The sequence below is a fragment of the Erwinia amylovora genome (assembly GCF_017161565.1).
GTDB classification, from domain to species: Bacteria; Pseudomonadota; Gammaproteobacteria; order Enterobacterales; family Enterobacteriaceae; genus Erwinia; species Erwinia amylovora.
On the sequence record NZ_CP066796.1, the window covers coordinates 2,811,251 to 2,837,543 of the forward strand.

The following is a 26,293-nucleotide window of genomic DNA, read 5'->3' on the forward strand; positions in this document are numbered from 1 at the left end:
GCCTCTGTGCGCATTTTCCTGCTGATCATCCTGCTGTGTTGCAGTGGCTGCACTCATCTGGCGAACGATGAGTGGACTGGGCGGGATAAGGCTCAACATTTTCTCTCCTCAGCGTTTCTTGCCGCTGCGGCTAACGCTTATGCTGAACGTCAGAACTGGAGCCCGAGCCACAGTGCGGGCTTCGGCGTTTTATTTTCCATCAGCCTTGGTGCCGCAAAAGAGCTGAACGACAGCCGCGCTGGGGGAACGGGCTGGAGCTGGAAGGATTTAAGCTGGGATGTAGCCGGCGCTGCCACCGGCTATGTATTATGGAATACAGCCCGCTAATTACAGTGCCAATCCCTGACCGCGACGATGCAACATTAGCGAGACAAGGAAAGCAATTGCCCCCATCCCCGATACGTACCAGAAGAAAATGGTTTCACTGCCTGCGGCTTTCAGTGACAGAGCGACATATTCTGCTGACCCACCAAACAGCGCGTTAGCCACCGCGTAGGATAATCCCACCCCTAACGCCCTGACTTGCGGTGGAAACATCTCCGCTTTCAGAATCCCGCTAATTGAGGTATAGAAGCTGGTGATCGCCAGCGCCAGCATCACCAGCATAAATGCCAGCACCGGACTGGTCACGTTCTGTAAAATCGTCAGGATTGGTACGGTACAAACGGCAGCCAAAGCACCAAAAATTAACATCGAATAGCGGCGGCCAATTTTATCCGACAGTGCACCGATCAATGGCTGAAGCAGCATAAAAATAAACAGCGCCGCGGTCATCAGCGCGCTGGCCGTTTTATGATCCATCGCGGCAGTATTGACCAGGTACTTCTGCATGTAAGTGGTGAAGGTGTAGAAACTGAGGGAGCCTCCGGCAGTGAAGCCCAGAACCATAATAAAAGCACGCCGATGTTTCCACAGCCCTATCAGCGACCCGGCGTCTTTGTGTGCGCGAGTCTTATTGTCTGATGTTTCTCTCAATGAGCGCCGCAGATAGAGCGCCACCACGGCAAGCAAAGCTCCCAGCGCGAACGGGATGCGCCAGCCCCAGTCGTTTAGCTCCTGATCGGACAGCACCTGTTGCAGTATTACCACGGTTAAAAGTGCCAGTAGCTGCCCCCCAATAAGGGTAACGTACTGGAAAGACGCATAAAAACCTTTGCGCCCTTCGACTGCGACTTCGCTCATATAGGTCGCACTGGTGCCATATTCGCCGCCAACAGATAGTCCCTGAAACAGACGGGCCAACAGCAGCAGCGCCGGCGCCCAAACCCCAATCGTGTTGTAACCCGGAAGACAGGCAATCACCAGTGAACCAAAACACATCATGCAGACTGAGATCAGCATCGAGGCTTTCCGCCCGTGTTTATCGCCGATATAACCAAAAATCCAGCCACCTATTGGCCTCATCAGAAACCCTGCGGCGAAGACCCCTGCCGTCTGTAATAGCTGGGTGGTTGGATTACCACTTGGAAAAAAGATGTGGGCGAAATAAAGCGAGCAGAATGAGTAGACGTAGAAGTCGAACCACTCTACGAGGTTACCTGAAGAGGCCCCGACAATGGCCCAGATACGCTGACGGGTTGTCATCGAGCCTTGCAAATGAATGTTGTTATTGGTGACGGACTCTGTCATTAGATACACCTCGTGATAAATTCCCAGCTTTACTGAGTACCAAATGCGATCAATGTACCAGTTAACTCAACTAGCTGTTTGTTATGAATTTATTTTAAAGGTACTGAAAGTGTTTTTTGTGAGCCAGCGCTGAATATTGCCTGAAGGAAGGCTCACTAACTGAAGCTGGTGAGTCTTCAAACAGATCCTTCAGAACGCAAAAAGGCCATCCCGCAGGATGGCCTTTTGCTTTGTTTGATGCCTGGCAGTTCCCTACTCTCGCATGGGGAGACCCCACACTACCATCGGCGCTACGGCGTTTCACTTCTGAGTTCGGCATGGGGTCAGGTGGGACCACCGCGCTAAAGCCGCCAGGCAAATTCTTTGTGCTCTGTCCTGTGTCTTTTGTGCTGATGCTGCGTTGGCCGCCCTGGCGACACATCAGTCACATACTGATGTATGCTTCTTCGTGCCGTCTCGGTTGCCGCCTTGCCTCAGCGCAAAATCCTTCGGACTTAATTCCGGTGAACAAGCTGAATATCGTTTTTCGTCTCTCAACACAACCCAGAACGCTTCTGGCGTTGTAAGGTTAAGCCTCACGGGTCATTAGTACCGGTTAGCTCAACGCATCGCTGCGCTTACACACCCGGCCTATCAACGTCGTCGTCTTCAACGTCCCTTCAGGACTCTCAAGGAGTCAGGGAAGATTCATCTCGAGGCAAGTTTCGCGCTTAGATGCTTTCAGCGCTTATCTTTTCCGCACTTAGCTACCGGGCAATGCCATTGGCATGACAACCCGAACACCAGCGGTGCGTTCACTCCGGTCCTCTCGTACTAGGAGCAACCCCTCTCAATCTTCCAGCGCCCACGGCAGATAGGGACCGAACTGTCTCACGACGTTCTAAACCCAGCTCGCGTACCACTTTAAACGGCGAACAGCCGTACCCTTGGGACCTACTTCAGCCCCAGGATGTGATGAGCCGACATCGAGGTGCCAAACACCGCCGTCGATATGAACTCTTGGGCGGTATCAGCCTGTTATCCCCGGAGTACCTTTTATCCGTTGAGCGATGGCCCTTCCATTCAGAACCACCGGATCACTATGACCTGCTTTCGCACCTGCTCGAGCCGTCACTCTCGCAGTCAAGCCAGCTTATGCCATTGCACTAACCTCACGATGTCCGACCGTGATTAGCTGACCTTCGTGCTCCTCCGTTACTCTTTGGGAGGAGACCGCCCCAGTCAAACTACCCACCAGACACTGTCCCCACGCCGGATTACGGCGCCAGGTTAGAACATCAAACGTTAAAGGGTGGTATTTCAAGGTTGGCTCCACGCAGACTGGCGTCCACGCTTCAAAGCCTCCCACCTATCCTACACATCAAGGCTCAATGTTCAGTGTCAAGCTGTAGTAAAGGTTCACGGGGTCTTTCCGTCTTGCCGCGGGTACACTGCATCTTCACAGCGAGTTCAATTTCACTGAGTCTCGGGTGGAGACAGCCTGGCCATCATTACGCCATTCGTGCAGGTCGGAACTTACCCGACAAGGAATTTCGCTACCTTAGGACCGTTATAGTTACGGCCGCCGTTTACCGGGGCTTCGATCAAGAGCTTCTCCTTACGGATAACCCCATCAATTAACCTTCCGGCACCGGGCAGGCGTCACACCGTATACGTCCACTTTCGTGTTTGCACAGTGCTGTGTTTTTAATAAACAGTTGCAGCCAGCTGGTATCTTCGACTGGCTTCAGCTCCACGAGCAAGTCGCTTCACCTACGCGCCAGCGTGCCTTCTCCCGAAGTTACGGCACCATTTTGCCTAGTTCCTTCACCCGAGTTCTCTCAAGCGCCTTGGTATTCTCTACCTGACCACCTGTGTCGGTTTGGGGTACGATTGGATGTTACCTGATGCTTAGAGGCTTTTCCTGGAAGCAGGGCATTTGTTACTTCAGCACCGTGGTGCCTCGTCATCACGCCTCAGCCTTAAAGAGTTCCGGATTTGCCTGGAACTCAAGCCTGCACGCTTAAACCGGGACAACCGTCGCCCGGCTAACATAGCCTTCTCCGTCCCCCCTTCGCAGTAACACCCAGTACGGGAATATTAACCCGTTTCCCATCGACTACGCCTTTCGGCCTCGCCTTAGGGGTCGACTCACCCTGCCCCGATTAACGTTGGACAGGAACCCTTGGTCTTCCGGCGAGCGGGCTTTTCACCCGCTTTATCGTTACTTATGTCAGCATTCGCACTTCTGATACCTCCAGCATGCCTCACAGCACACCTTCGACGGCTTACAGAACGCTCCCCTACCCAACGGACGTATCCCGAAGTCGACTCGACTTTGATGGCGCATTGACGTCGCTGCGCTCCGTCAATCGTTATCCACTTCAGTGAATCTGCTTGGGTGATACGTCCGCTGCCGCAGCTTCGGTGCATGGTTTAGCCCCGTTACATCTTCCGCGCAGGCCGACTCGACCAGTGAGCTATTACGCTTTCTTTAAATGATGGCTGCTTCTAAGCCAACATCCTGGCTGTCTGTGCCTTCCCACATCGTTTCCCACTTAACCATGACTTTGGGACCTTAGCTGGCGGTCTGGGTTGTTTCCCTCTTCACGACGGACGTTAGCACCCGCCGTGTGTCTCCCGTGATAACATTCTCCGGTATTCGCAGTTTGCATCGGGTTGGTAAGCCGGGATGGCCCCCTAGCCGAAACAGTGCTCTACCCCCGGAGATGAATTCACGAGGCGCTACCTAAATAGCTTTCGGGGAGAACCAGCTATCTCCCGGTTTGATTGGCCTTTCACCCCCAGCCACAGGTCATCCGCTAATTTTTCAACATTAGTCGGTTCGGTCCTCCAGTTAGTGTTACCCAACCTTCAACCTGCCCATGGCTAGATCACCGGGTTTCGGGTCTATACCCTGCAACTTAACGCCCAGTTAAGACTCGGTTTCCCTGCGGCTCCCCTATACGGTTAACCTTGCTACAGAATATAAGTCGCTGACCCATTATACAAAAGGTACGCAGTCACACCACGAAGGTGCTCCCACTGCTTGTACGTACACGGTTTCAGGTTCTGTTTCACTCCCCTCGCCGGGGTTCTTTTCGCCTTTCCCTCACGGTACTGGTTCACTATCGGTCAGTCAGGAGTATTTAGCCTTGGAGGATGGTCCCCCCATATTCAGACAGGATGTCACGTGTCCCGCCCTACTCATCGAACTCACAGCAAGTGCCTTTTTGTGTACGGGGCTGTCACCCTTTACTGCGCGACTTTCCAGACGCTTCCACTAAGGCACAAACTGATTCAGGTTCTGGGCTGTTCCCCGTTCGCTCGCCGCTACTGGGGGAATCTCGGTTGATTTCTTTTCCTCGGGGTACTTAGATGTTTCAGTTCCCCCGGTTCGCCTCATGCCACTATGTATTCATGACATGATAGTGCAACGGATTGCACTGGGTTTCCCCATTCGGGTATCGTCGGTTGTTGCGGTTCATATCACCTTACCGACGCTTATCGCAGATTAGCACGCCCTTCATCGCCTCTGACTGCCTGGGCATCCACCGTGTACGCTTAGTCGCTTAACCTCACAACCCACAAGCGTCCCTCTCCGGTTCACGTAATGGCTGCGCGTCGTGACGGCGGCGTTATGCAGTGCTCGCAATGCTCATGGACTCAAGTCCACTCCGCGTTGCTGCGCGCTGACGCCTTGCCTTCACTTAGCTCGCTCATTACTCAACCTGAGTAAGAGACCCTTTCGGGTGCAAGTATTTGAGAGACTCGAACATATCGTGGCTTCATTCTGATTACGGAGAATGAACACGACATGTCGTTTCAATTTTCAGCTTGTTCCGGATTGTTAAAGAGCATAATACTTCGCAGCATACTGTTAAACAGTACGCTCTGAAGTATTGAATGAAGAAAAACCATATGGTGGAGCTAAGCGGGATCGAACCGCTGACCTCCTGCGTGCAAGGCAGGCGCTCTCCCAGCTGAGCTATAGCCCCATACGGTCTTACAGAAACCTTTGTCTACCACTCGGAAGGAGTCACATTATTCTTCTTTAAGAAATAATGTAATTTCTTTTCAGGCAAGGCATGCGGGAGGGAAGTTTACTACAGTAAACGACCGAGTGCATATCGCAGCATGAGAAGAAATTTGGTAGGCCTGAGTGGACTTGAACCACCGACCTCACCCTTATCAGGGGTGCGCTCTAACCACCTGAGCTACAAGCCTGTAGAGGTTTTTCTGCTCGTTACTTTTTATCAGACAATCTGTGTGGACACTGCGCCGGAAGGTATCTTCAGGTAAGGAGGTGATCCAACCGCAGGTTCCCCTACGGTTACCTTGTTACGACTTCACCCCAGTCATGAATCACAAAGTGGTAAGCGCCCTCCCGAAGGTTAAGCTACCTACTTCTTTTGCAACCCACTCCCATGGTGTGACGGGCGGTGTGTACAAGGCCCGGGAACGTATTCACCGTAGCATTCTGATCTACGATTACTAGCGATTCCGACTTCACGGAGTCGAGTTGCAGACTCCGATCCGGACTACGACGCACTTTATGAGGTCCGCTTGCTCTCGCGAGGTCGCTTCTCTTTGTATGCGCCATTGTAGCACGTGTGTAGCCCTGGCCGTAAGGGCCATGATGACTTGACGTCATCCCCACCTTCCTCCGGTTTATCACCGGCAGTCTCCTTTGAGTTCCCGACCGAATCGCTGGCAACAAAGGATAAGGGTTGCGCTCGTTGCGGGACTTAACCCAACATTTCACAACACGAGCTGACGACAGCCATGCAGCACCTGTCTCACGGTTCCCGAAGGCACTTCCGCATCTCTGCAGAATTCCGTGGATGTCAAGGCCAGGTAAGGTTCTTCGCGTTGCATCGAATTAAACCACATGCTCCACCGCTTGTGCGGGCCCCCGTCAATTCATTTGAGTTTTAACCTTGCGGCCGTACTCCCCAGGCGGTCGACTTAACGCGTTAGCTCCGGAAGCCACTCCTCAGGGGAACAGCCTCCAAGTCGACATCGTTTACGGCGTGGACTACCAGGGTATCTAATCCTGTTTGCTCCCCACGCTTTCGCACCTGAGCGTCAGTCTTCGTCCAGGGGGCCGCCTTCGCCACCGGTATTCCTCCAGATCTCTACGCATTTCACCGCTACACCTGGAATTCTACCCCCCTCTACGAGACTCTAGCCTGCCAGTTTCGAATGCAGTTCCCAGGTTAAGCCCGGGGATTTCACATCCGACTTGACAGACCGCCTGCGTGCGCTTTACGCCCAGTAATTCCGATTAACGCTTGCACCCTCCGTATTACCGCGGCTGCTGGCACGGAGTTAGCCGGTGCTTCTTCTGCGGGTAACGTCAATGGAAAAGGTTATTAACCTCTTCCCCTTCCTCCCCGCTGAAAGTACTTTACAACCCGAAGGCCTTCTTCATACACGCGGCATGGCTGCATCAGGCTTGCGCCCATTGTGCAATATTCCCCACTGCTGCCTCCCGTAGGAGTCTGGACCGTGTCTCAGTTCCAGTGTGGCTGGTCATCCTCTCAGACCAGCTAGGGATCGTCGCCTAGGTGAGCCGTTACCTCACCTACCAGCTAATCCCATCTGGGCACATCCGATGGTGTGAGGCCCGAAGGTCCCCCACTTTGGTCCGTAGACGTTATGCGGTATTAGCTACCGTTTCCAGTAGTTATCCCCCTCCATCGGGCAGTTTCCCAGACATTACTCACCCGTCCGCCACTCGTCACCCAAGAGCAAGCTCTCTGTGCTACCGTTCGACTTGCATGTGTTAGGCCTGCCGCCAGCGTTCAATCTGAGCCATGATCAAACTCTTCAATTAAAAGTTCGATTTGCTGAAACCAGTCCAGCGATGCTCAATCGTAAAACGTCATAATGAATTTCATTATGTGTTCACTCTTAAGACTTGATATTTTTTTGACGCCCGGAGGCGTCTGATATCAATCCTGCGAGTGCCCACACAGATTGTCTGATAAATTGTTAAAGAGCGGTGCGCACAGTGCCTTGGCATCCTGTCGCGAGGTGGCGTATATTACGCTTTCCTCCTCCGGAGTCAACCTCTTTTACAGAAGTTTTTCCCGGCGGTTCAGAACTTTCTGAACCTCTCAACACGCCGGCCGGTAAGCCGTTGTTCCGTGTCAGTGGAGGCGCATTATAGGGATGGTTCGCGGGAACGCAAGTGTAAACATAAAGTTTTTTTCGCCCGCTGACATTTTATGCAAAATGCTGCTTTTTAGCCCTGTCTGATGCGTGCGGGGAGATCTTTAAGGCTATCAAGCACCCAGTCGGCGGCATTTTCGCTTTCTGGTGTGAGCGGTTTGCCGCTGCCCACCAGCACCTTCTTACCGATACCCGCTGCTACTGCTGCCTGCATATCTTCTATCTTATCGCCCACCATATAAGAAGCGGACATATCGATGTGCAATTCCTGCTGTGCGGTAAGCAGCATACCCGGCTGTGGTTTACGGCAGTCACAAGACTGACGCAACGCCTCTACAACCGCTTCAGGATGATGCGGGCAGAAATAGATGCCGTCCAGGTCGACATCGCGATCCGCCAGCGACCAGTCCATCCACTCGGTCAACTGCATAAACTGTTCTTCGCTAAACATCCCGCGTGCAATGCCAGACTGGTTGGTGACCAATACCAGTGCGAAGCCCATCTGCTTCAGCTCACGCATCGCGTCAATGACGCCATCAATAAACTCAAAGTTGTCGATTTCAAAGACATAACCGTGATCGACATTTATTGTGCCATCACGATCGAGAAAAATTGCGGGGACCTTATCAGCCACGTCGAAACTCCTGCTATAAAATTTGCCGTAGAGTATCGCATGATTGCCTGAAAAGAGAGAAAGACCGTTTACATCACTTCGATTGATTTAGACGTCTGGATGCCTTACCATCCACTTAGTCCCGACAGTTGCGGGATGCGTTTATCATCGACGCCACAGCTCATTCCCATCACGATAATAAATAAATCAATGATTAAACTTTTAAATATTACCAAAGTTTTCCAGCAAGGCTCGCGCACTATCACAGCATTAGCGCATGTCAGCTTGCAGGTGCCCGCCGGGCAAATTTATGGCGTGATTGGTGCATCTGGCGCAGGTAAAAGTACCCTGATCCGCTGCGTCAATCTGCTTGAGCGCCCCACTTCTGGTCAGGTTCTGGTTGATAATCAGGATCTGACTACCCTTTCAGAAGCCCAGCTGACGCTGGCGCGCCGTCAGATAGGGATGATTTTCCAACATTTTAATTTACTGAATTCACGCACCGTTGCCGGAAACGTCGCGTTGCCGCTGGAGTTGGGCAATTTGACCAAAGGCGAGATTAAAACTCGTGTGACCGAGCTGCTTGATTTAGTCGGTCTGGCAGATAAATACGACTCCTGGCCTGCTAACCTCTCAGGTGGTCAGAAGCAGCGCGTGGCGATTGCCCGTGCGCTGGCCAGCAATCCTAAAGTGCTGTTATGCGATGAAGCGACCAGCGCTCTGGATCCGGCCACCACCCGTTCTATCCTCGAACTGTTGAAAGACATCAATCGCCGGCTGGGTATTACCATCCTGTTGATCACGCATGAGATGGATGTGGTGAAGCGCATTTGTGACTGCGTTGCCGTTATCAGTAATGGTCAGCTGATTGAGCAGGATACCGTCAGTGAAGTTTTCTCTCATCCGAAAACGCCCTTGGCACAGCAGTTTATTCAGTCGACCCTGCATCTGGATATTCCTGAAGACTATCAGCAACGGCTGTCTTCTGAAAACATCACGTCTAAGGTGCCATTATTACGCCTGGAGTTCACCGGTAAGTCAGTCGATGCCCCTTTACTCTCGGAGTCGGCCCGTCGTTTCAACGTCAATAACAACATTATTAGCGCGCAGATGGATTATGCCGGAGGCGTGAAGTTTGGCATTATGCTGGCCGAAATCCACGGTGAAGCGGCAGATATTCAAGCTGCCATCGCGTTTTTGCAACAGCATCATGTAAAGGTAGAGGTACTGGGTTATGTCTGAGGCAATGATGTGGTTACTGGGTCGCGGCGTTTGGGAAACCCTGATGATGACCTTTGTCTCCGGTTTTTTTGGCTTCGTTCTCGGCCTGCCGGTCGGCGTGCTCCTCTATGTTACCCGTCCGGGACAAATTATTGCCAATGCCAAACTGTACCGCGTGCTGTCAGCCGCAGTGAATATCTTCCGTTCTATTCCTTTTATCATTTTGCTGGTATGGATGATCCCGTTTACCCGGGTAATTGTTGGCACATCAATTGGGCTACAGGCGGCGATTGTGCCACTTACGGTTGGTGCCGCACCCTTCATTGCGCGTATGGTCGAAAATGCCCTGCTTGAACTGCCAGCCGGCCTGATTGAGGCTTCCCGCGCGATGGGAGCAACCCCACTACAGATTATCCGCAAGGTTTTGTTGCCGGAAGCGCTACCGGGGCTGGTGAATGCCGCTACTATTACTTTAATCACCCTGGTTGGCTATTCTGCAATGGGCGGTGCCGTCGGGGCTGGCGGTTTGGGCCAGATTGGCTATCAGTATGGCTATATCGGTTACAATGCCACGGTGATGAATACTGTTTTGATCCTGCTGGTTGTTCTGGTGTATTTGATTCAGCTCGGTGGCGATCGCATCGTTCGGGCAGTCAGCCACAAATAACCATAACCGTGATTTCTCTCTATATTAAGGAAGAGATATGTCTTTTAACTTGAAAACATTTGTCGCTGTAGGTGCGCTAATCGGAACCCTGGCTCTGGTGGGCTGCGATCAGAAAGCCAAAGATCCTAATCACATTAAAGTCGGTGTCATCGTTGGCAGCGAGCAGCAGGTGGCTGAAGTGGCTGCGAAAGTGGCCAAGGACAAATATGGCCTGGACGTTGAGCTGGTAACCTTCAATGATTATGTGTTACCCAATGAAGCGTTGAGCAAAGGCGATATCGATGCTAACGCTTTCCAGCACAAACCTTACCTCGACCAGCAGATCAAAGACCGCGGCTACAAGCTGGTTTCTGTCGGTAATACCTTCGTTTACCCTATCGCCGGTTATTCGAAAAAGATTAAGTCGCTGGATCAGCTGCAAAATGGTGCCCAGGTGGCTATCCCTAACGATCCCACCAATCTGGGGCGTACCCTGCTGCTGCTGCAGAAAGTCGGTTTGATCAAACTGAAAGATGGCGTTGGCCTGCTGCCAACCTCGCTGGATGTGGTTGAAAACCCGAAAAACCTTAAGCTGGTTGAGTTAGAGGCCCCGCAGTTGCCGCGTTCACTGGACGATCAGCAGATTGCCCTGGCAGTGATTAATACCACTTACGCCAGCCAGATCAATCTGACTCCGGCGAAAGACGGTATCTTCGTTGAAGATAAGAACTCACCCTACGTCAACCTCATCGTGGCACGGGAAGATAATAAAGACGCAGAAAACGTGAAAAAATTCGTTCAGGCTTATCAGTCTGACGAAGTCAATGACGCTGCTAATAAAGTATTTAACGGTGGCGCAGTAAAAGGCTGGTAACCGCTCAATGCGGGCAGCAGCTGCTGCCCGCTACGATTTATTCCTGCTGTACGACCCCACCTGCACGCTATCTGCTTGTCATTTCCGCTCCGGCTTGCTTCAATAATACCACTTTTCTTAATGAGGATTTTCCCATGCGTGTTTTACCGCTCTGTTTGTTAGCAATGACGCTGACAGGGTGTTCGTTGCTGACGCAGCCTTATAAGCCTGTAACGCCTTTTCCACCGTCAGCGCAAACCGAGTCAACCCAGACTAAGGCCGCTGCGCGCCCTGCGCCGGTAAAACTGTATACTAACCCCGCCGATCTGGTCAGCATGCCTTTCCGCGATCTCGGCGAAGTGTATGGTGATGATTGCCAGAGCAGCAACCAAGACTCGCCGCCTAACCTTGCTACCGCACGTAAACGCATGCAGCTGCGCGCATCAGGCTTGAAAGCCAATGCGGTGCTGTTACACCGGTGCGAAATCGTCAGTGCCGCTCAGGGTTGCTTCCGACAGGCAATATGTCAGGGTTCGGCGCTCAAAGTCAGTAAGCCATGAGTGAATTCTCCTTTTCACAGATTGGGGTGATCCATTCACCGTGGAAGGAGAAGTTTGCCGTCCCCCGTCAGCCGAGGCTGGTCGAAGACGGCGGCGGCGAACTCCATCTGCATGCCCCATATAATCACCCGGAGGCGGTAAGAGGCCTGGAAGATTTCAGCCACCTGTGGCTGCTGTTTGTCTTCCATCAGACGATGGCTGGCGGCTGGCGGCCTACCGTCCGTCCACCGCGTTTAGGTGGCAATACGCGCATGGGCGTTTTCGCTACTCGCTCTACCTTCCGCCCTAACCCGTTGGGGATGTCGCTGGTTGAGCTGAAAGGCATTCGCTGCGAAAAGCAGCAGGTCGTTCTGCAATTAGGCAGCCTCGACCTGGTGGATGGCACGCCGGTTATCGATATCAAACCTTATCTGCCCTTTGCCGAAGCGCTGCCAGAAGCCCATTCAGGCTTTGCCCGGCAGGCTCCCGCTGCTGATATGCCGGTCAGTTTCAGCACAGAGGCAAGGCTTCAGCTGGCGCAACATCAGCAGCGCTATCCGCATCTTGAGCGTTTTATTACTCAGACTCTGGCGCAGGATCCTCGCCCCGCTTATCGCCAGGGCGCAGAAACCGGCCGCGAGTACGCCGCATCGCTGCTGGAATTCAATGTGCGTTGGCGCGTCACGCCTGCAGGCAACGAAGTTATTTCCCTGGACCTGAGTTAATTTCTCCCGGCATCTTTTGACTCCACGAACACGCTGCTACACTAGCGTCCACGTTTTTTGGCTCTTTTTCCGTTTATATGGAATCTTAACTCATGCGTACTACTCAATATCTGCTCTCCACTCTGAAGGAGACCCCTGCCGACGCTGAAGTGATCAGCCATCAGCTGATGCTGCGCGCCGGGATGATCCGCAAACTGGCATCTGGCCTGTACACATGGCTGCCAACTGGTCTACGCGTGTTGAAAAAAGTTGAAAACATCGTGCGCGAAGAGATGAACAATGCCGGCGCCATTGAAATTTCCATGCCGGTGGTGCAGCCAGCAGATCTGTGGCAGGAGAGTGGACGTTGGGAGCAGTATGGCCCGGAACTGCTGCGCCTGGTTGACCGTAGCGACCGTCCGTTTGTGCTTGGCCCAACGCATGAAGAAGTGATTACTGATTTGATCCGTAATGAGCTGAGTTCATATAAGCAGCTGCCGTTGAATCTGTTCCAGATCCAGACAAAATTCCGCGATGAGGTACGCCCACGTTTCGGAGTGATGCGCTCGCGTGAGTTCATCATGAAAGACGCTTACTCATTCCACACCAGTCAGGGATCCCTGCAGGAAACCTACGACGCCATGCACCGTGCCTACAGCCAAAGCTTCAGCCGCATGGGGCTGGACTTCCGTGCCGTGCAGGCGGATACCGGCTCAATCGGTGGCAACGCGTCTCACGAATTCCAGGTACTGGCTCAAAGTGGTGAAGATGATATCGTGTTCTCGAGCGAGTCGGACTATGCGGCCAATATCGAGATGGCCGAGGCTCTGCCGCCGGCCGGTGGCCGTGCTGCTGCCACGCAGCAACGGGTACAGTTCGCGACGCCAGAGGCTAAAACCATCGCCGATCTGGTTGAGCAGTTCAATCTGCCTGTTGAAAAAACCGTAAAAACCCTGATGGTTAAGGCGACCAAAGAGAGTGGCCATACGCTGGTTGCGCTGCTGGTGCGTGGCGACCACGAACTGAACGAAATCAAAGCTGAGAAGATCGATATCGTTGCCGCTCCGCTGACCTTCGCCAGCGAAGAAGAGATCCGCGCACAGGTTAATGCTGGCCCGGGTTCACTCGGACCCGTTGGCCTGAACATGCCAATTGTGGCTGACCGTACCGTGGCGGCAATGAGTGACTTCAGCGCCGGAGCCAACATTGATGGCCAGCATTTTAGCGGTATTAACTGGGAGCGCGATCTGCCACTGCCACGCATTGCGGATATTCGTAACGTGGTTGAGGGCGATGCCAGCCCGGATGGTAAAGGCACGCTTCAGATCAAACGCGGTATTGAAGTCGGCCATATTTTCCAGCTTGGCACCAAATACTCTGAAGCGATGAAAGCATCGGTGCAGGGTGAAGATGGGCGTAACCAGATTTTGACCATGGGCTGCTACGGTATCGGTATCACCCGTATCGTTGCCGCTGCGATAGAGCAGAATCACGACGAACGCGGCATTATCTGGTCCCCGGCGCTGGCACCTTTCCAGGTGGCTATTTTGCCGATGAACATGCAGAAATCGTTCCGCGTTAAAGAACTGGCGGAGGCGCTGTACCACCAGCTTCGTGCTAAAGGTATTGACGTTATTCTGGATGACCGCAAGGAGCGTCCGGGCGTGATGTTCGCTGATATGGAGCTGATTGGCGTTCCCCATACTATCGTGGTTGGCGAACGTCATCTTGACAGCGAAGAGGTTGAGTACAAATCACGCCGCGCCGGAGAGAAACGCATGATCAAAACTAACGAAATCATCGATTTTCTGGTAGAAGAACTGGCTCAATAATTTCTGCAGCTGGCAATGGGAATCTGTTACTGAAATCACCCCGGCCGTTGGTCAGCCAACGACCGGGGTGTTTATTTGTCTCTGACAGGCGAAGCCTGACGACTGCCGCGCCCCTTTCTGTTAATCCTGCATCTGCTACCTCAGACTTCATCACGTAAGAGGATCGACACATCAGACGATTATCTCGCTATTAATCCATAATACCAAAATATAAGGTATTAAAATTCCTTATTGTTCTTTGAACTCATTAAAATCCGCAAACATACTCCCTTCCGTTCAATATACTGGCCCGCAATCAGAAACACCCAAATTAGCGACATGGATCAAATTAACCTTTTAATTCCTGGCTGCTACTCCCCAAATTAGTCAAATTGAGAGAACAATGAAACGCTTCACTGGAATTAGTCTTTTGGCACTTTTTATGCCAGTCGACGCTTTAGCACATGTAAAATGGTTTGTAGATTACGATACGACAAAAGAGCCTGTGCCTCTGACGGAAATGATGCAGTCCACGGAATTTCTCGGGCTGTTGTTCTTATCCACGCTGGTTATTTTCATCACTTCGGTACTGGACAGAAAAATCCCCTCACCGGTCGATGTTAGCCGCTGGCAGCCGCGCCTGACCAGTCTGGAGGACCTGGTACCCAAGGTTATGCGTTATGGTACTTCGGCATTCTTCCTCACTCTGGCGGTATTTTTCCCCAGCATTATCCTGACCCCGGAGCTGGTGATTGAGAACCCCGGTTTGGTTTATGTTCATTTTCTGATTGCCATAACCGCGTTTCACCAGCGCACCAGCCTGATTGCCGGGGTAGCCATCCTGTTCCTGTATGGCTATGCCATCCAGCTGTATGGATTATTCCATATGCTGGATTATCTGGTGTTTATCGGGACCGGCGTCTATCTGATTATGCAGACCTTAAAGCCGGAGGTTTTCCGCGGACTGTCCCTGGAGCTGGTTCGCTTTACTCTTGCTTATTCTTTCCTGTGGGGCGCGATAGAGAAGTTCATGCACCCTGAGCTGTTTCATCAGCTGTTGACCGAACACAACTATCTGACCATGGGACTGGACTGGTCGTTCTTCATCCGCGCCAGTGGGTTTGTTGAGTTCTGCTGCGCATGGCATATTTATAGCGGCAGGGCGGCAGGTTATGCCGGGATAGGCGTCATGGGCTTCTTTGTGACGGTGGCCGTTATTCCTTTTGGCATGATCGACTTCATCGGACATTTCCTGTTTATTATCCCGCTGGTCGCTATCTTGTTTATTCCGCGTAAAAAGCCACTTTGCGCCACCGCAACCTGTAATACTTTCGGCTTCTTGTTTACGCTGGGGCTGTATATGGGCATTTCCTATGCCACTTATTATATTTTGCACTTCTATATGCATATGCACTTATTCTCCTGACCTCATCAGCCTCAGGGGGTGGGAAAGAGTGAGTCAGCCTGTCGTGCTTAATCACTTAAAACTCACGGCCCCCTGATAGCGACCACTCACGATAAAGTCCCGGCCTCACCGCCGGGACTTTATCGTTATCGGATGAACAGCGGTCACTGATTCAATCGCCACGCACTTTGCCGCGCAGTGATTTGGTCGACGCCTTACGCGCCTTGCCTTCCAGACGGCGTTTTTTCGACGCCAGCGTCGGACGCGTTGCCCGACGGCTTTTCTCCACTGCGGTAAGTTCGATAATCAGATTCTCCAGACGTTTCAACGCGGCATCACGATTCATCTCCTGGCTACGGTACTCCTGCGCTTTAATAATCACCATCCCTTCCGGGGTAATTAAATGGTGGCTGACCGCCAGCATCCGCTGCTGGTAAAAATCCGGCAGGCTGGAGGCACGAATATCAAAGCGCAGATGAATAGCGGTCGAGCTTTTATTGACATGTTGACCACCGGCTCCCTGCGCGCGGATAGCAGAGAGCTCAATTTCGGCAGCAGGAATAACGATCCCGCATGGCAATACTATCACCTGTTTTTCCCGCCTTCCTGCCACTGCTCGAATTGAATTTCCAGGTGATGATTGTCATCGGAAAGCCAGACGGTAGCGTCCTGGATGGTCGCCTGCAGGGTCATCGATCGTGAAGCCAGCTGGGCCAAAGCGTTAAGCTGCCGATCGTGCAAATAACGCACCGTCAGATTATCGTACTGCGCCAGTTTATTCTGCTGCTGCTGCCACCACGGTTGAGCTGCCCGCCCGTTATATGCATACAGCCAGACGTGCTGTGAACGGCTACAGGCTTTTTTAATCCTGCGCTCATCCGGCAGACCGAGTTCTATCCAGACATCGATACCGTTGTGGTCGTTGAGCTGCCAGACTTCAGGCTCATCTTCAGCGCTTAGCCCACGCGTGAAGGCCAGGCGTTCATTGGCATGCACCATCCAGGCCAGCAGGCGCAGCATCATTCGTTCTGCGGTTTCAGAAGGGTGACGCGCCAGAGTCAGGGTATTGTCAATAAATACGTTACGGTCCATATCCGCGACATTAACCGTGGCTTTATAAATCGTTGCTTTCAGTGCCATAAGGATCCTTTTCTGAGTTGCCCGCCATTGTACCCTTAAGACGCCGTAAATCACCCGATAACGGGCTGAATTGCCCAAAAGGGCTGTGCTATAGTCGGATTATCGCCAGAGCGATCTCTCGAGGAGGTGCAAATGCAAAAGTATGAAAAATGATTCGCCGGACGGCAGCCGGGCAAGGCAGTGGCGAGCCGGGGAACTTGTCTGACGCATGAAAGCACTCGAAGAGGTAGCAATTAAAGCTACACTCTTCTGTCAGGGAACAGGCGGCGTTTGCTGCCACAATTTTAAAGGTGAGCAACTATGTTGACGAATGAAGTGTACACACCGATCAACTGTGATGATTATGACAATCTGGAGCTCGCCTGCCAGAACAAATGGGTGCTGACGTTGGCATTGAAAAATGGCGAGCAGTTGCAGGCGCGGGCAGAAGACATCGTGTCACGTAAAAACGTGGAATACCTCAGTATTCAGGTTTCGGGCGCATGCCAGCATCTGCGCCTTGACCATATATTCAGCTTTAGCCACCCCGAACTCGGAACGGTGATAGTCAGCGATCCTGATTAGCCTCGCAGCCAGCGGGTGGATCGTCGATCCGCCCGCTGCCCAGTTTTTCCCGCGCGCCTCGCAAGGTTCAATTCTCCCCCTTTGCTCAGGTTCTGACCCCGCCTGGTAAGCCGCTAATCGCCAATATTTCGTTACTCAACCCGGCAACCAAGGCCCTCATCACCTCGGCCTGTCCACCGCTGCGCGCGCCGCTCTTGTGAGCCCGTCATGCCTGAACCTGATAAGGGGCATGCTGCCCGGCAACATCGTGGTAAACAGGCGCGGCAACTTTACCCTCTGCGCGATGGCATGCAGCATAGCGTTCTGATTTATCCTGTCCGGCGCGGCCGTTGCCGCCTGCAAGGGGCGGACGGCTGCTACTGCGCAGCAGCATTGCCATCACACGGTATGTCATCGTTTTGCTCCACGGGTGAGTTTAACGACACCAGTCAATATGCCACTCCTTAGCGCCCTGTTGCACGCTGCCGTCGCGGGTAACAAATACCCCCAGCGCGGCAATCAATCGATCGCCATAAAAAATTAACGGGATGCGTTCACGTTGCCACGGCGGAATGCCGTGCTCCTGCCACAGCTTTTTCATCGATCGGCTACCGGCCCGACCAATGATATGAAAAGCCCCCGTAGCCCGGAAACGCACGTTGACGCTGTCTGTCGGCTGCGGATAACGCAGCGCGATCCCCTGTGAACTCTGACGTAGCTGCCCCAGCCCGTCTGGCAGCGTCAGCGGCTGCCACGGCGCGGGCCATGCCAGCTGGCTCGCCCCCAGTGGCAGCCGCTGCGGTAGCCAGTAGAGACGATCGCGGAACCGCCGGACTTCACGGCTGCCCATTCTGAGGCATGGCTCTGCGTCCGCACGGCTGCAGGCAACCTCCAGCCATATGCGTTGCAGCGCAGCGCGTGATGGCATGCTGCCGTGCTGGCGGGCTATCCAGCGCCGTAGCAGCGCAGAACGCCGGGCATCACTCATCGTCAGCAGTGGTGTGAAGCATAACGCGCCAGACTCATCCACTAACGCATCAAGTGATTCGGCCAGCAGCTCATCCAGCAGGCGTTCCTGCTCTCCGCACAGCTGCGCGCTGCGCGCCACCGCACTGGCAAAATGGGGCCAGCGCTGGTTAAGCAACGGCATGACCTGCAAACGCAGAAAGTTGCGGTCATAGCGCGGGTCCAGATTGCTGTCATCCTCAATCCAGCCGATCTGGTAGCGTTGCGCCCAGCTCTCCAGCTGCTGACGACTCTGCGCCAGTAACGGGCGCAGATGGCGATGATCCCCCAGAAGCTGTTGCTGCGGCATCGCTGCCAGGCCAGCGGGGCCGCTGCCGCGTTTTAACGCCAGCAGCAGCGTTTCGCTCTGATCGTCCAGATGCTGCGCGGTCAGCAAGGTTTCTCCAGCGGCAAGCTGCTGACGCAGCGCCTGGTAACGCGCCTGACGCGCTGCCGCCTCAATCCCACCTTCCCGTGCATCGACCTGAACCCGGACGACCACCAGCGGCACCCGCCACCGATCGCACTGCTGCTGGCAGTGCGCCACCCAGCCGTCAGCCAGCGGGCTAAGCCCATGATGGATATGCACGGCGCGCAGTTGCAGCTGCGGGCGCTGCTCTCGCAGCTGCACCAGTTGATGCAACAGTACGCTGGAGTCGAGGCCACCGCTGTAGGCCAGCAGCACGGCGCGCTCCGTTGCAAGAGCATGTTCAAGATGGGAAATGGCAGACATGGCGCTCCTGACATAAAGAACCCGGCAGACGGGCCGGGTTTAACCGGGCATTATTTTATGCCTGATACAGCTCTAACGGCAAACCATCCGGATCGTTAAAGAAGGTAAAAAGCTTGCCGGTCAACGGATCGCCGCGTAGCGCTTCACAACCAATGCCGTGCTTTTCCAGATGACGCATGGCAGCATCGATATCATCGACGCTGAACGCCAGATGGCGCAAACCGCACGCTTCCGGCTGATCCACGCGTGCCGGCGGCGCGGGAAACGAAAACAGTTCGAGGGTGTAATCACCGTTCAGCGCCAGATCTCCTTTCCATGAGTCGCGCTCCGCCCGATACGTTTCGCCCACCAGGCTGAAGCCGAGGATATCGCAGTAAAACGCCTTACTGACCTGATAGTCACGGGCAATAATCGCAATATGATGTACTTTTTTTAACGCCAAAGCTGACATGTTAGCTCCTGATTGATACCCGACGAGGTTAAACCCCCGCATTTCCGGCAGCCCGCACTTCGCCATCGTGAGTCAGCACCCGCACCAGATACTGCCCCTCTTCGGTCAGTTTCGCACCGTGAATATCGGTTTCAAAGCCGGGATAATGTCTGCCGATGGTACACAGCATCAGTAAGAAATCGAGCACCGGGCGACTTTCTTCAGTGATCATTTCCCCCGGCATCACCAGCGGCACGCCGGGGGGATAAGGCAAGATCATGTTGGCCGACACGCGCCCGACCAGCTGGCTGATATCGACGGTTTCCACGTTGCCCTTTACCTGCTGCTGAAACATCTGATGCGGCGTCAACTTCATTTCCGGCAGCGTGGCGAAAGCTTGTAGCATCAGGCGTGGCAGATCGTGTTGGCGGATCAGGTTGTGGATGCCGTGAGCCAGAGTCTGAATGCGCATATTACGATATAAGTCAGGATCCTGTGCGTACAGATCCGGCAGCATGTTTTTTACCCGCAGATTGAGATCGTAAGCGCGTTTAAACTCGGTCAGTCCGCGCAGTACGCTCATTGCTTTGGTTTTATCGATGCCAATACTGAACAAAAACAGCAGATTATACGGCCCGGTCTTTTCCACCACCACGCCACGTTCGTCAAGGAATTTGGCTACCAACGCTGCCGGAATGCCCTCTTCCGCCATCTCACCCATCTCGCTCATGCCGGGCGTCAGGATGGTCACTTTGATCGGATCCAGATACATATGATCGGCATCGGCATCACGGAAACCATGCCACTGCTCATCACCGGGCTGGATCGCCCAACATTCCGGCTCATCAACCCCGTCCGGCTGCCAGATATCGAAGAACCAGCCGTCTGACTCTTCACGCAGCCGCTGTACTTCACGGCGGAAATGCAGCGCGCGCTCTACCGAACGGTTAATCAGTCGTTTGCCAGAGTTACCGCGCAGCATCGCCGCCGCCGTTTCGATAGAGGCGACGATGGCGTAGTTAGGCGAAGTGGTGGTATGCATCATATAGGCTTCATTGAAGGTTTGTTCATCGTAGTCACCTTTGATGTGGATCAGCGAAGCCTGAGAGAACGCGGCCAGCAATTTGTGAGTCGACTGCGTCTCGTAAATCACCTTACCCGGCGTGCGTTCCCCGCTCATGCCGCTCAATCCCTGATAGATCGGGTGGAAATTCGTGTAAGGCACCCACGCCGAGTCGAAGTGGATCGACGGCACCTCCAGCGTTTCTTTGATGTATTGCGTGTTATACAACAGCCCGTCATAGGTCGAATTAGTGATCGCCGCATGTACCGGCCAGCTGGCGCGCGGTGTTTGTGCCACCTTGAGCGCAATGCTCTCTTTGCTAAATTCTCGCTTCGGAATGCCGCCAAGGATCCCCAGCGCATTGCGCGTTGGCTTCAGCCAGACGGGAATAATGTCGCTCATCATCAGCAGATGGGTCAGGGATTTATGGCAGTTGCGGTCTATCAACACGGTACTGCCTGCCGCCGCCGCGTACATGCCGACAATCTTGTTGGCGGTGGAGGTGCCATTGGTGACCATGTAGCTTTGCTCCGCGCCAAAGGTGCGCGCGATATACTCTTCCGCCTCAAGATGGGGGCCGGTGTGGTCGAGCAACGAACCTAATTCACTGACCGAAATCGAAATATCCGCTTTCAGCGTATTGGCACCAAAGAAGTCATAGAACAGGCTGCCCACCGGGCTTTTCTGAAATGCCGTACCCGCCATATGCCCCGGAGTACAAAACGTTGTTTTTCCCTCTTTGACGTAGTTGAACAGCGCTTTGGTCAGCGGCGGCGTGATGGTATCGATGTATTCATCGGTATATTGGCGGATACGCTGGGCAATCTCTTCACCTGCATTAAGCGCATACTCAAAAAACCAGATCGCCATGCGCATCTCGTTAACGCCAACATCCATCGTCGAATCGGTGTTGATAAACGCGTAAAGCGGCAGATATTCATTCAGCTGGTTGATCTCACGACAGAGATCGAGACTGTACTCATCCCAGTCAAATACCACGCCACAAATTCGCGGATTATGCTCTACAAGCTTCAGCAAATCTCCGGCACCCTGCGGATAGACGGTGTGGAACCCCTGTCGTGTTAATGCGACATCCAGCTCACGGACAGGCTCATCTTTGTAGAAGACGCGATGCGGGCCCATGATGGCAATAATATTCATGACATTCTCCAAATCGTTTTGCCTGATCCACACGCGGCGTCTGGCAGCAAATTAAGCCTGGCCCGGCGGCAGGGACACAGAAACAAAAAGGGCCAGACAGGAAACTGTACCGGAAAATGTCAGATTGCAGTCCAACATTTGCGGTTCAGTTCACTGTCCGGCCCTTAATAATGCAGAATCAGCTGTCAGGCGTATCCGTAGCTCATCAGGCGCTGATAGCGACGGTCCAACAGCTCTTCTTTGGTCAGCGTATCCAGATCGGCCAGATCGGCCAGCAGCTGTGCTTTCATCGACGCGCCAATCGCCAGCGGATCGCGATGCGCCCCACCCAGCGGCTCCGGGATCACGCTATCAATCAGCTTCAGCTCTTTCAGACGCGGTGCGATAATGCCCATCGCCTCGGCGGCCAGCGGCGCTTTATCCGCACTTTTCCACAGAATAGAGGCGCAGCCTTCCGGTGAAATCACTGAGTAGGTGCTGTACTGCAACATATTGACCTTGTCACCCACGCCAATCGCCAGCGCGCCACCGGAACCGCCCTCACCAATGACGGTACAGATAACCGGAACTTTCAGGCCGGACATCTCGCGCAGATTGCGGGCGATCGCTTCCGACTGGCCGCGTTCCTCTGCCCCCACGCCCGGATAGGCACCCGGCGTGTCAATAAAGGTGATGATCGGCATATTAAAGCGTTCGGCCATCTCCATCAGGCGCAGCGCTTTGCGGTAGCCTTCCGGCGCGGGCATACCGAAGTTACGCCGGATTTTCTCTTTGGTTTCGCGCCCTTTCTGGTGCCCGATGATCATCACCGGACGGTCTTCCAGACGCGCGATGCCGCCAACGATAGCTTTATCATCGGCATAGGCACGGTCGCCCGCCAGCTCGTCGAAATCCGTGAACACGTTGCGCACATAGTCCAGCGTATACGGGCGCAGCGGATGACGCGCCAACTGTGCAATCTGCCAGGCACCTAAATCGGAGAAGATTTTGCGCGTCAGCTCCACGCTTTTATCGCGCAGACGCTGAACTTCTTCATCCAGATTAATATCCAGTTTTTCATCCTGACGGCCAACCGATTTGAGCGAATCAATTTTCGCTTCAAGCTCTGCGATTGGCTGTTCGAAATCCAGGTAATTAAGACTCATAATAATCCTGTTTTAGTCAAACTCCAGTTCCACCTGCTCCGATCCTATCAACGACCGCAGATCGTTCAATAAACGATCGCTCGGCGACACGCGCCAGGTTGCACCAAAGCGCAACTTTGCCCGCGCATCCTCTCTCTGATAGTAGAGATGTACCGGAATTGTCCCCGAACGATAAGGTTCAAGGGATTGACGGAGACGGTTTAAAAGCTGGTCATCAATTTGCCTGTCCGTCAGCGAGATAGCAAGCCCACGCGCATATTTTTCGCGTGCTTCATCGATGTCCATCATATCGCGGGCCATCATTTTAAGCCCGCCATTGAAGTCATCGAAGCTGACCTGCCCACTGACGATCAGAATACGGTCTTTCTCCAGCATATGCTGGAACTTGTCTAGCGCATCTGTAAATAACATCACTTCCAGGCGACCAGAACGGTCATCCAGCGTGCAGATGCCAATACGGTTACCGCGTTTTGTTACCATCACGCGGGCCGCCACCACCAGACCGGCCGCAGTGGTCATTTTACCACGCTCGGTCGGGTGCATGTCTTTCAGGCGCTGTCCACCGACATAGCGCTCAATTTCTTTCAGATACTGGTTGATCGGGTGGCCGGTCAGATAAAGCCCCAGAGTTTCCCTTTCGCCGTCCAGCTGAATCTGTTCCGGCCACGGCTTGACGTCGGAATAGGACTGCTCCACCTGCTCCGGGGCTTCTGCCAGCACGCCAAACATATCGACCTGGCCAATCGCCTCGGCCTTAGCGTGCTGGTCGGCGGCTTTTAACGCATCCGGCAGCGCGCTCATCAATGCAGCACGGTGCGGACCTAAACGGTCAAACGCGCCGGACATAATCAATTTTTCCAGCATCCGGCGGTTCATCTTTTTGGTATCGGTACGTGCGCAGAGGTCGAATAACTCGCGGAAATAACCGCCTTCGTTACGCGCCTCGATAATCGCTTCGATCGGCCCTTCGCCAACGCCTTTTATCGCGCCAATACCGTAGACAATTTCGCCCTCGTCATTCACATGGAACTGATACAGGCCAGAATTAATGTCCGGCGGCAGAACTTTCAGCCCCATGCGTAAGCACTCATCCACCAGGCCAACCACCTTTTCGGTGTTGTCCATATCGGCCGTCATCACCGCCGCCATAAACTCCGCGGGGTAGTGCGCTTTCAGCCACAGCGTTTGATAGGAAACCAGCGCATAGGCGGCGGAGTGCGATTTGTTAAAGCCGTACCCGGCGAATTTCTCCACCAGATCGAAAATTTTGATCGCCAGTTCGCCGTCTATGCCGCGCGCTTTCGCCCCGTCTTCGAAGCCGCCTCGCTGCCTGGCCATTTCGACCGGGTTTTTTTTACCCATCGCACGGCGCAGCATATCCGCCCCGCCCAGGCTGTAACCGGCCAGTACCTGGGCTATCTGCATCACCTGTTCCTGATACAGGATGATGCCGTAGGTCGGCTCCAGCACCGGCTTAAGCGACTCATGCTGCCACTGAATATCCGGGTAGGAAATCTCTTCGCGCCCGTGCTTACGGTCGATAAAGTTATCCACCATGCCGGACTGTAACGGCCCCGGACGGAACAGGGCCACCAGCGCGATCATATCCTCGAAGCAGTCGGGCTTCAGGCGCTTAATCAAATCCTTCATGCCGCGCGATTCAAGCTGGAATACCGCCGTGGTCTCCGAGCGTTGCAGCATATCGAAACTTTTTTTATCTTCAAGCGGAATCGCAGCGATATCAATCGGCGCTTCTCCGCTCTTAGCCCGTTTGGCGTTAATCATTGCCAGCGCCCAGTCGATAATGGTTAGCGTGCGCAGACCGAGGAAGTCAAACTTCACCAGCCCGGCATATTCCACATCATTTTTATCAAACTGAGTGACCGGGTGGTCGCCGTTTTCATCACAGTACAGGGGGGCAAAATCGGTAATTTGCGTCGGCGCGATCACCACGCCCCCGGCATGTTTACCGGCATTACGCGTCACGCCTTCCAGCTTGCGCGCCATATCAATCAGCGCCTTAACCTCTTCATCGGCCTCATAAATTTCCGGCAGCTGCGGTTCGGCAGCAAAGGCTTTTTCCAGCGTCATGCCTGGATCGGGCGGCACCAGCTTGGAGATGCGGTCAACAAAGCCATAAGGATGGCCCAGCACGCGCCCGACGTCACGGATAACCGCCTTCGCCGCCATGGTGCCGAAGGTGATGATCTGTGATACCGCCTGACGGCCGTACATCTCCGCAACGTGTTCAATCACCAAGTCGCGCTTTTCCATGCAGAAGTCGACGTCAAAATCGGGCATCGAAACACGTTCCGGGTTAAGGAAACGTTCAAACAGCAGGTCAAACGCCAGCGGATCGAGGTCGGTGATCTTCAGCGCATAGGCCACCAGCGAACCCGCCCCCGAACCACGACCCGGCCCGACCGGAACATCGTTATCCTTGGACCACTGGATGAACTCCATCACGATCAGGAAGTAGCCGGGGAAGCCCATCTGATTGATAACGTTCAGCTCGATATCCAGACGTTGGTCATAATCAGCACGGCGTTCGGCACGCACCTTTTCATCCGGGAACAGGAATTCCAGACGCTCTTCGAGGCCCTTTTTCGATTCGACCACAAGGAAATCTTCCGTGGTCATCTCTCCGGTCGGGAACTGTGGCAGGAAATATTCGCCAAGACGGATGGTGACGTTACAGCGACGGGCGATTTCCACACTGTTTTCCAGCGCTTCAGGAATGTCTGAGAACAGCTCGCACATCTCCTCCTCGCTGCGCAGATACTGCTGCGGACTGTAATGACGCGGGCGCTTGGGGTCGTCCAGGGTGAAACCGTCATGGATCGCTACGCGGATCTCATGGGCATCAAAGTCCGACTCGGCAAGAAAACAGACTTCGTTGGTGGCGACGACGGGAACCCCCTGCGCTACCGCCAGCTCTACTGCCGCGTGCAGGTACGCTTCTTCATCAGGCCGCCCGGTGCGGATCAGCTCAAGATAGTAGCGATCGGGAAAATGTTGCTGATAGAAACTCAGGCACTCGCGGACCTGCGTGTGGTTACCGCGCAACAGCATTTTACCGACATCGCCACGACGACCGCCGGAGAGCAGGATCAGGCCCTGCTGGTGTTCAGCCAGCCAGTCACGATCGATGGTCGGTCCCGCTGGCCCGTAGCCCCGCTGGTAGGCGCGTGAAATCAGCAGCGTCAGGTTTTGATAACCCTCATTATCGGCGGCTAATACGGTGATTTGCGTCAGCTCATCGCCCATTGCTTCACTGCTGACGTTGAAATCGGCGCCGATAATCGGCTTCATGCCCTGACCGTGGGCCGTGCCGTAAAACTTCACCAGCCCGCACAGGTTGGTAAAATCCGTGATGCCGATGGCCGGCATACCTATGCTTGCCGCGTATTTCACTAACGGACTCGTTTTCGCCAGTCCATCGATCATCGAGTAGTCGCTGTGGACGCGTAAATGAATAAAACGAGGTTCGGCCATC

Annotated in this window: 18 protein-coding genes, 2 tRNA genes, 3 rRNA genes and 1 pseudogene; 9 read left to right on the forward strand and 15 right to left on the reverse strand. The window is 53.9% G+C overall.

What is annotated here, in order from left to right; all coding sequences use genetic code 11:
• The first annotated feature begins 6 nt into the window (after positions 1-6).
• Positions 7-327: a YfiM family lipoprotein gene (locus JGC47_RS12910; RefSeq protein ID WP_013036181.1), complete on the forward strand. Its 321-nt coding sequence runs from the start codon at positions 7-9 to the stop codon at positions 325-327.
• Here JGC47_RS12910 and JGC47_RS12915 read toward each other — a convergent pair whose 3' ends face one another.
• From JGC47_RS12915 to gmhB, 7 genes are all read right to left on the reverse strand, one after another.
• Entirely contained in the window at positions 328-1,629 is a 1,302-nt protein-coding gene (locus tag JGC47_RS12915) for an MFS transporter (protein WP_004159394.1), read from the reverse strand. It abuts the gene before it with no gap.
• 239 nt (positions 1,630-1,868) lie between these two features.
• Positions 1,869-1,984 (reverse strand): 5S ribosomal RNA (gene rrf, locus JGC47_RS12920).
• A gap of 209 nt (positions 1,985-2,193) precedes the next feature.
• Positions 2,194-5,186 (reverse strand): 23S ribosomal RNA (locus JGC47_RS12925).
• 344 nt (positions 5,187-5,530) lie between these two features.
• Positions 5,531-5,606: transfer RNA gene (locus JGC47_RS12930), tRNA-Ala, on the reverse strand.
• A gap of 152 nt (positions 5,607-5,758) precedes the next feature.
• Positions 5,759-5,835 (reverse strand) — tRNA-Ile (locus JGC47_RS12935).
• Between the two features lie 72 nt (positions 5,836-5,907).
• Positions 5,908-7,447, reverse strand: a 16S ribosomal RNA gene (locus JGC47_RS12940).
• The 16S, 23S and 5S rRNA genes sit together here with 2 tRNA genes alongside, the layout of an rRNA operon.
• A 411-nt stretch (positions 7,448-7,858) precedes the next feature.
• The gene (gmhB, locus tag JGC47_RS12945) at positions 7,859-8,419 is read right to left on the reverse strand and encodes a D-glycero-beta-D-manno-heptose 1,7-bisphosphate 7-phosphatase (protein WP_004159398.1); all 561 of its coding nucleotides are present in this window, start codon (positions 8,417-8,419) and stop codon (positions 7,859-7,861) included.
• A 189-nt stretch (positions 8,420-8,608) separates the two neighbouring features.
• Here gmhB and metN point away from each other — a divergent pair, with 189 nt between their 5' ends.
• The 7 genes from metN to JGC47_RS12980 all read left to right on the forward strand — a co-directional run bounded on the left by metN (position 8,609) and on the right by JGC47_RS12980 (position 15,598).
• Positions 8,609-9,640 carry a methionine ABC transporter ATP-binding protein MetN gene (gene metN / locus JGC47_RS12950; protein WP_013035893.1) on the forward strand — a complete coding sequence of 344 codons (1,032 nt, stop codon included), beginning with the start codon at positions 8,609-8,611 and terminating at the stop codon, positions 9,638-9,640.
• Positions 9,633-10,286: a methionine ABC transporter permease MetI gene (locus tag JGC47_RS12955; protein WP_004159400.1), complete on the forward strand. Its 654-nt coding sequence runs from the start codon at positions 9,633-9,635 to the stop codon at positions 10,284-10,286. The genes metN and JGC47_RS12955 overlap by 8 nt, the downstream gene beginning before the upstream one ends.
• Positions 10,287-10,323: 37 nt before the next feature.
• Positions 10,324-11,139: a MetQ/NlpA family lipoprotein gene (locus tag JGC47_RS12960; protein WP_004159403.1), complete on the forward strand. Its 816-nt coding sequence runs from the start codon at positions 10,324-10,326 to the stop codon at positions 11,137-11,139.
• 134 nt (positions 11,140-11,273) lie between these two features.
• Complete coding sequence (gene rcsF, locus JGC47_RS12965) at positions 11,274-11,678, forward strand: Rcs stress response system protein RcsF (protein WP_004159409.1); 405 nt, start codon at positions 11,274-11,276, stop codon at positions 11,676-11,678.
• Entirely contained in the window at positions 11,675-12,382 is a 708-nt protein-coding gene (gene tsaA / locus JGC47_RS12970) for a tRNA (N6-threonylcarbamoyladenosine(37)-N6)-methyltransferase TrmO (RefSeq protein WP_004159411.1), read from the forward strand. The genes rcsF and tsaA overlap by 4 nt, the downstream gene beginning before the upstream one ends.
• A 92-nt stretch (positions 12,383-12,474) precedes the next feature.
• Positions 12,475-14,193: a proline--tRNA ligase gene (gene proS, locus JGC47_RS12975; protein ID WP_004159413.1), complete on the forward strand. Its 1,719-nt coding sequence runs from the start codon at positions 12,475-12,477 to the stop codon at positions 14,191-14,193.
• A 382-nt stretch (positions 14,194-14,575) separates the two neighbouring features.
• Positions 14,576-15,598, forward strand: a complete 1,023-nt coding sequence (locus tag JGC47_RS12980; protein WP_004159416.1) for a hypothetical protein — start codon at positions 14,576-14,578, stop codon at positions 15,596-15,598.
• 151 nt (positions 15,599-15,749) lie between these two features.
• Here the strand turns inward: JGC47_RS12980 and arfB are convergent, their stop codons facing one another.
• A complete protein-coding gene (gene arfB / locus JGC47_RS12985) occupies positions 15,750-16,166 on the reverse strand; it encodes an alternative ribosome rescue aminoacyl-tRNA hydrolase ArfB (protein ID WP_004159418.1) in 417 nt (138 codons plus the stop codon).
• A complete protein-coding gene (locus JGC47_RS12990) occupies positions 16,163-16,717 on the reverse strand; it encodes a YaeQ family protein (protein WP_004159419.1) in 555 nt (184 codons plus the stop codon). Before JGC47_RS12990 ends, arfB begins: the two co-directional genes overlap by 4 nt.
• Before the next feature lie 300 nt (positions 16,718-17,017).
• Between JGC47_RS12990 and rof the strand changes: the two genes are divergently transcribed.
• Complete coding sequence (gene rof, locus JGC47_RS13000; RefSeq protein ID WP_004159420.1) at positions 17,018-17,281, forward strand: Rho-binding antiterminator; 264 nt, start codon at positions 17,018-17,020, stop codon at positions 17,279-17,281.
• Between the two features lie 87 nt (positions 17,282-17,368).
• On the opposite strand, the pseudogene JGC47_RS18040 reads toward rof, so the two are convergent.
• The 6 genes and pseudogenes from JGC47_RS18040 to dnaE all read right to left on the reverse strand — a co-directional run.
• Positions 17,369-17,675 (reverse strand): annotated as a pseudogene (locus JGC47_RS18040) (c-type cytochrome); the annotation flags it as partial.
• Between the two features lie 21 nt (positions 17,676-17,696).
• A complete protein-coding gene (gene tilS, locus JGC47_RS13010) occupies positions 17,697-18,998 on the reverse strand; it encodes a tRNA lysidine(34) synthetase TilS (RefSeq protein ID WP_004159427.1) in 1,302 nt (433 codons plus the stop codon).
• Positions 18,999-19,053: 55 nt separating this feature from the next.
• Entirely contained in the window at positions 19,054-19,449 is a 396-nt protein-coding gene (locus tag JGC47_RS13015; RefSeq protein ID WP_004159428.1) for a VOC family protein, read from the reverse strand.
• 28 nt (positions 19,450-19,477) lie between these two features.
• Positions 19,478-21,652, reverse strand: coding sequence for a lysine decarboxylase LdcC (locus tag JGC47_RS13020; RefSeq protein ID WP_004159429.1), 2,175 nt, complete (start codon positions 21,650-21,652; stop codon positions 19,478-19,480).
• Positions 21,653-21,837: 185 nt separating this feature from the next.
• The gene (accA, locus tag JGC47_RS13025; RefSeq protein ID WP_004159433.1) at positions 21,838-22,797 is read right to left on the reverse strand and encodes an acetyl-CoA carboxylase carboxyl transferase subunit alpha; all 960 of its coding nucleotides are present in this window, start codon (positions 22,795-22,797) and stop codon (positions 21,838-21,840) included.
• Positions 22,798-22,809: 12 nt separating this feature from the next.
• The gene (gene dnaE / locus JGC47_RS13030) at positions 22,810-26,292 is read right to left on the reverse strand and encodes a DNA polymerase III subunit alpha (RefSeq protein WP_004159436.1); all 3,483 of its coding nucleotides are present in this window, start codon (positions 26,290-26,292) and stop codon (positions 22,810-22,812) included.
• Position 26,293: the final 1 nt, after the last annotated feature.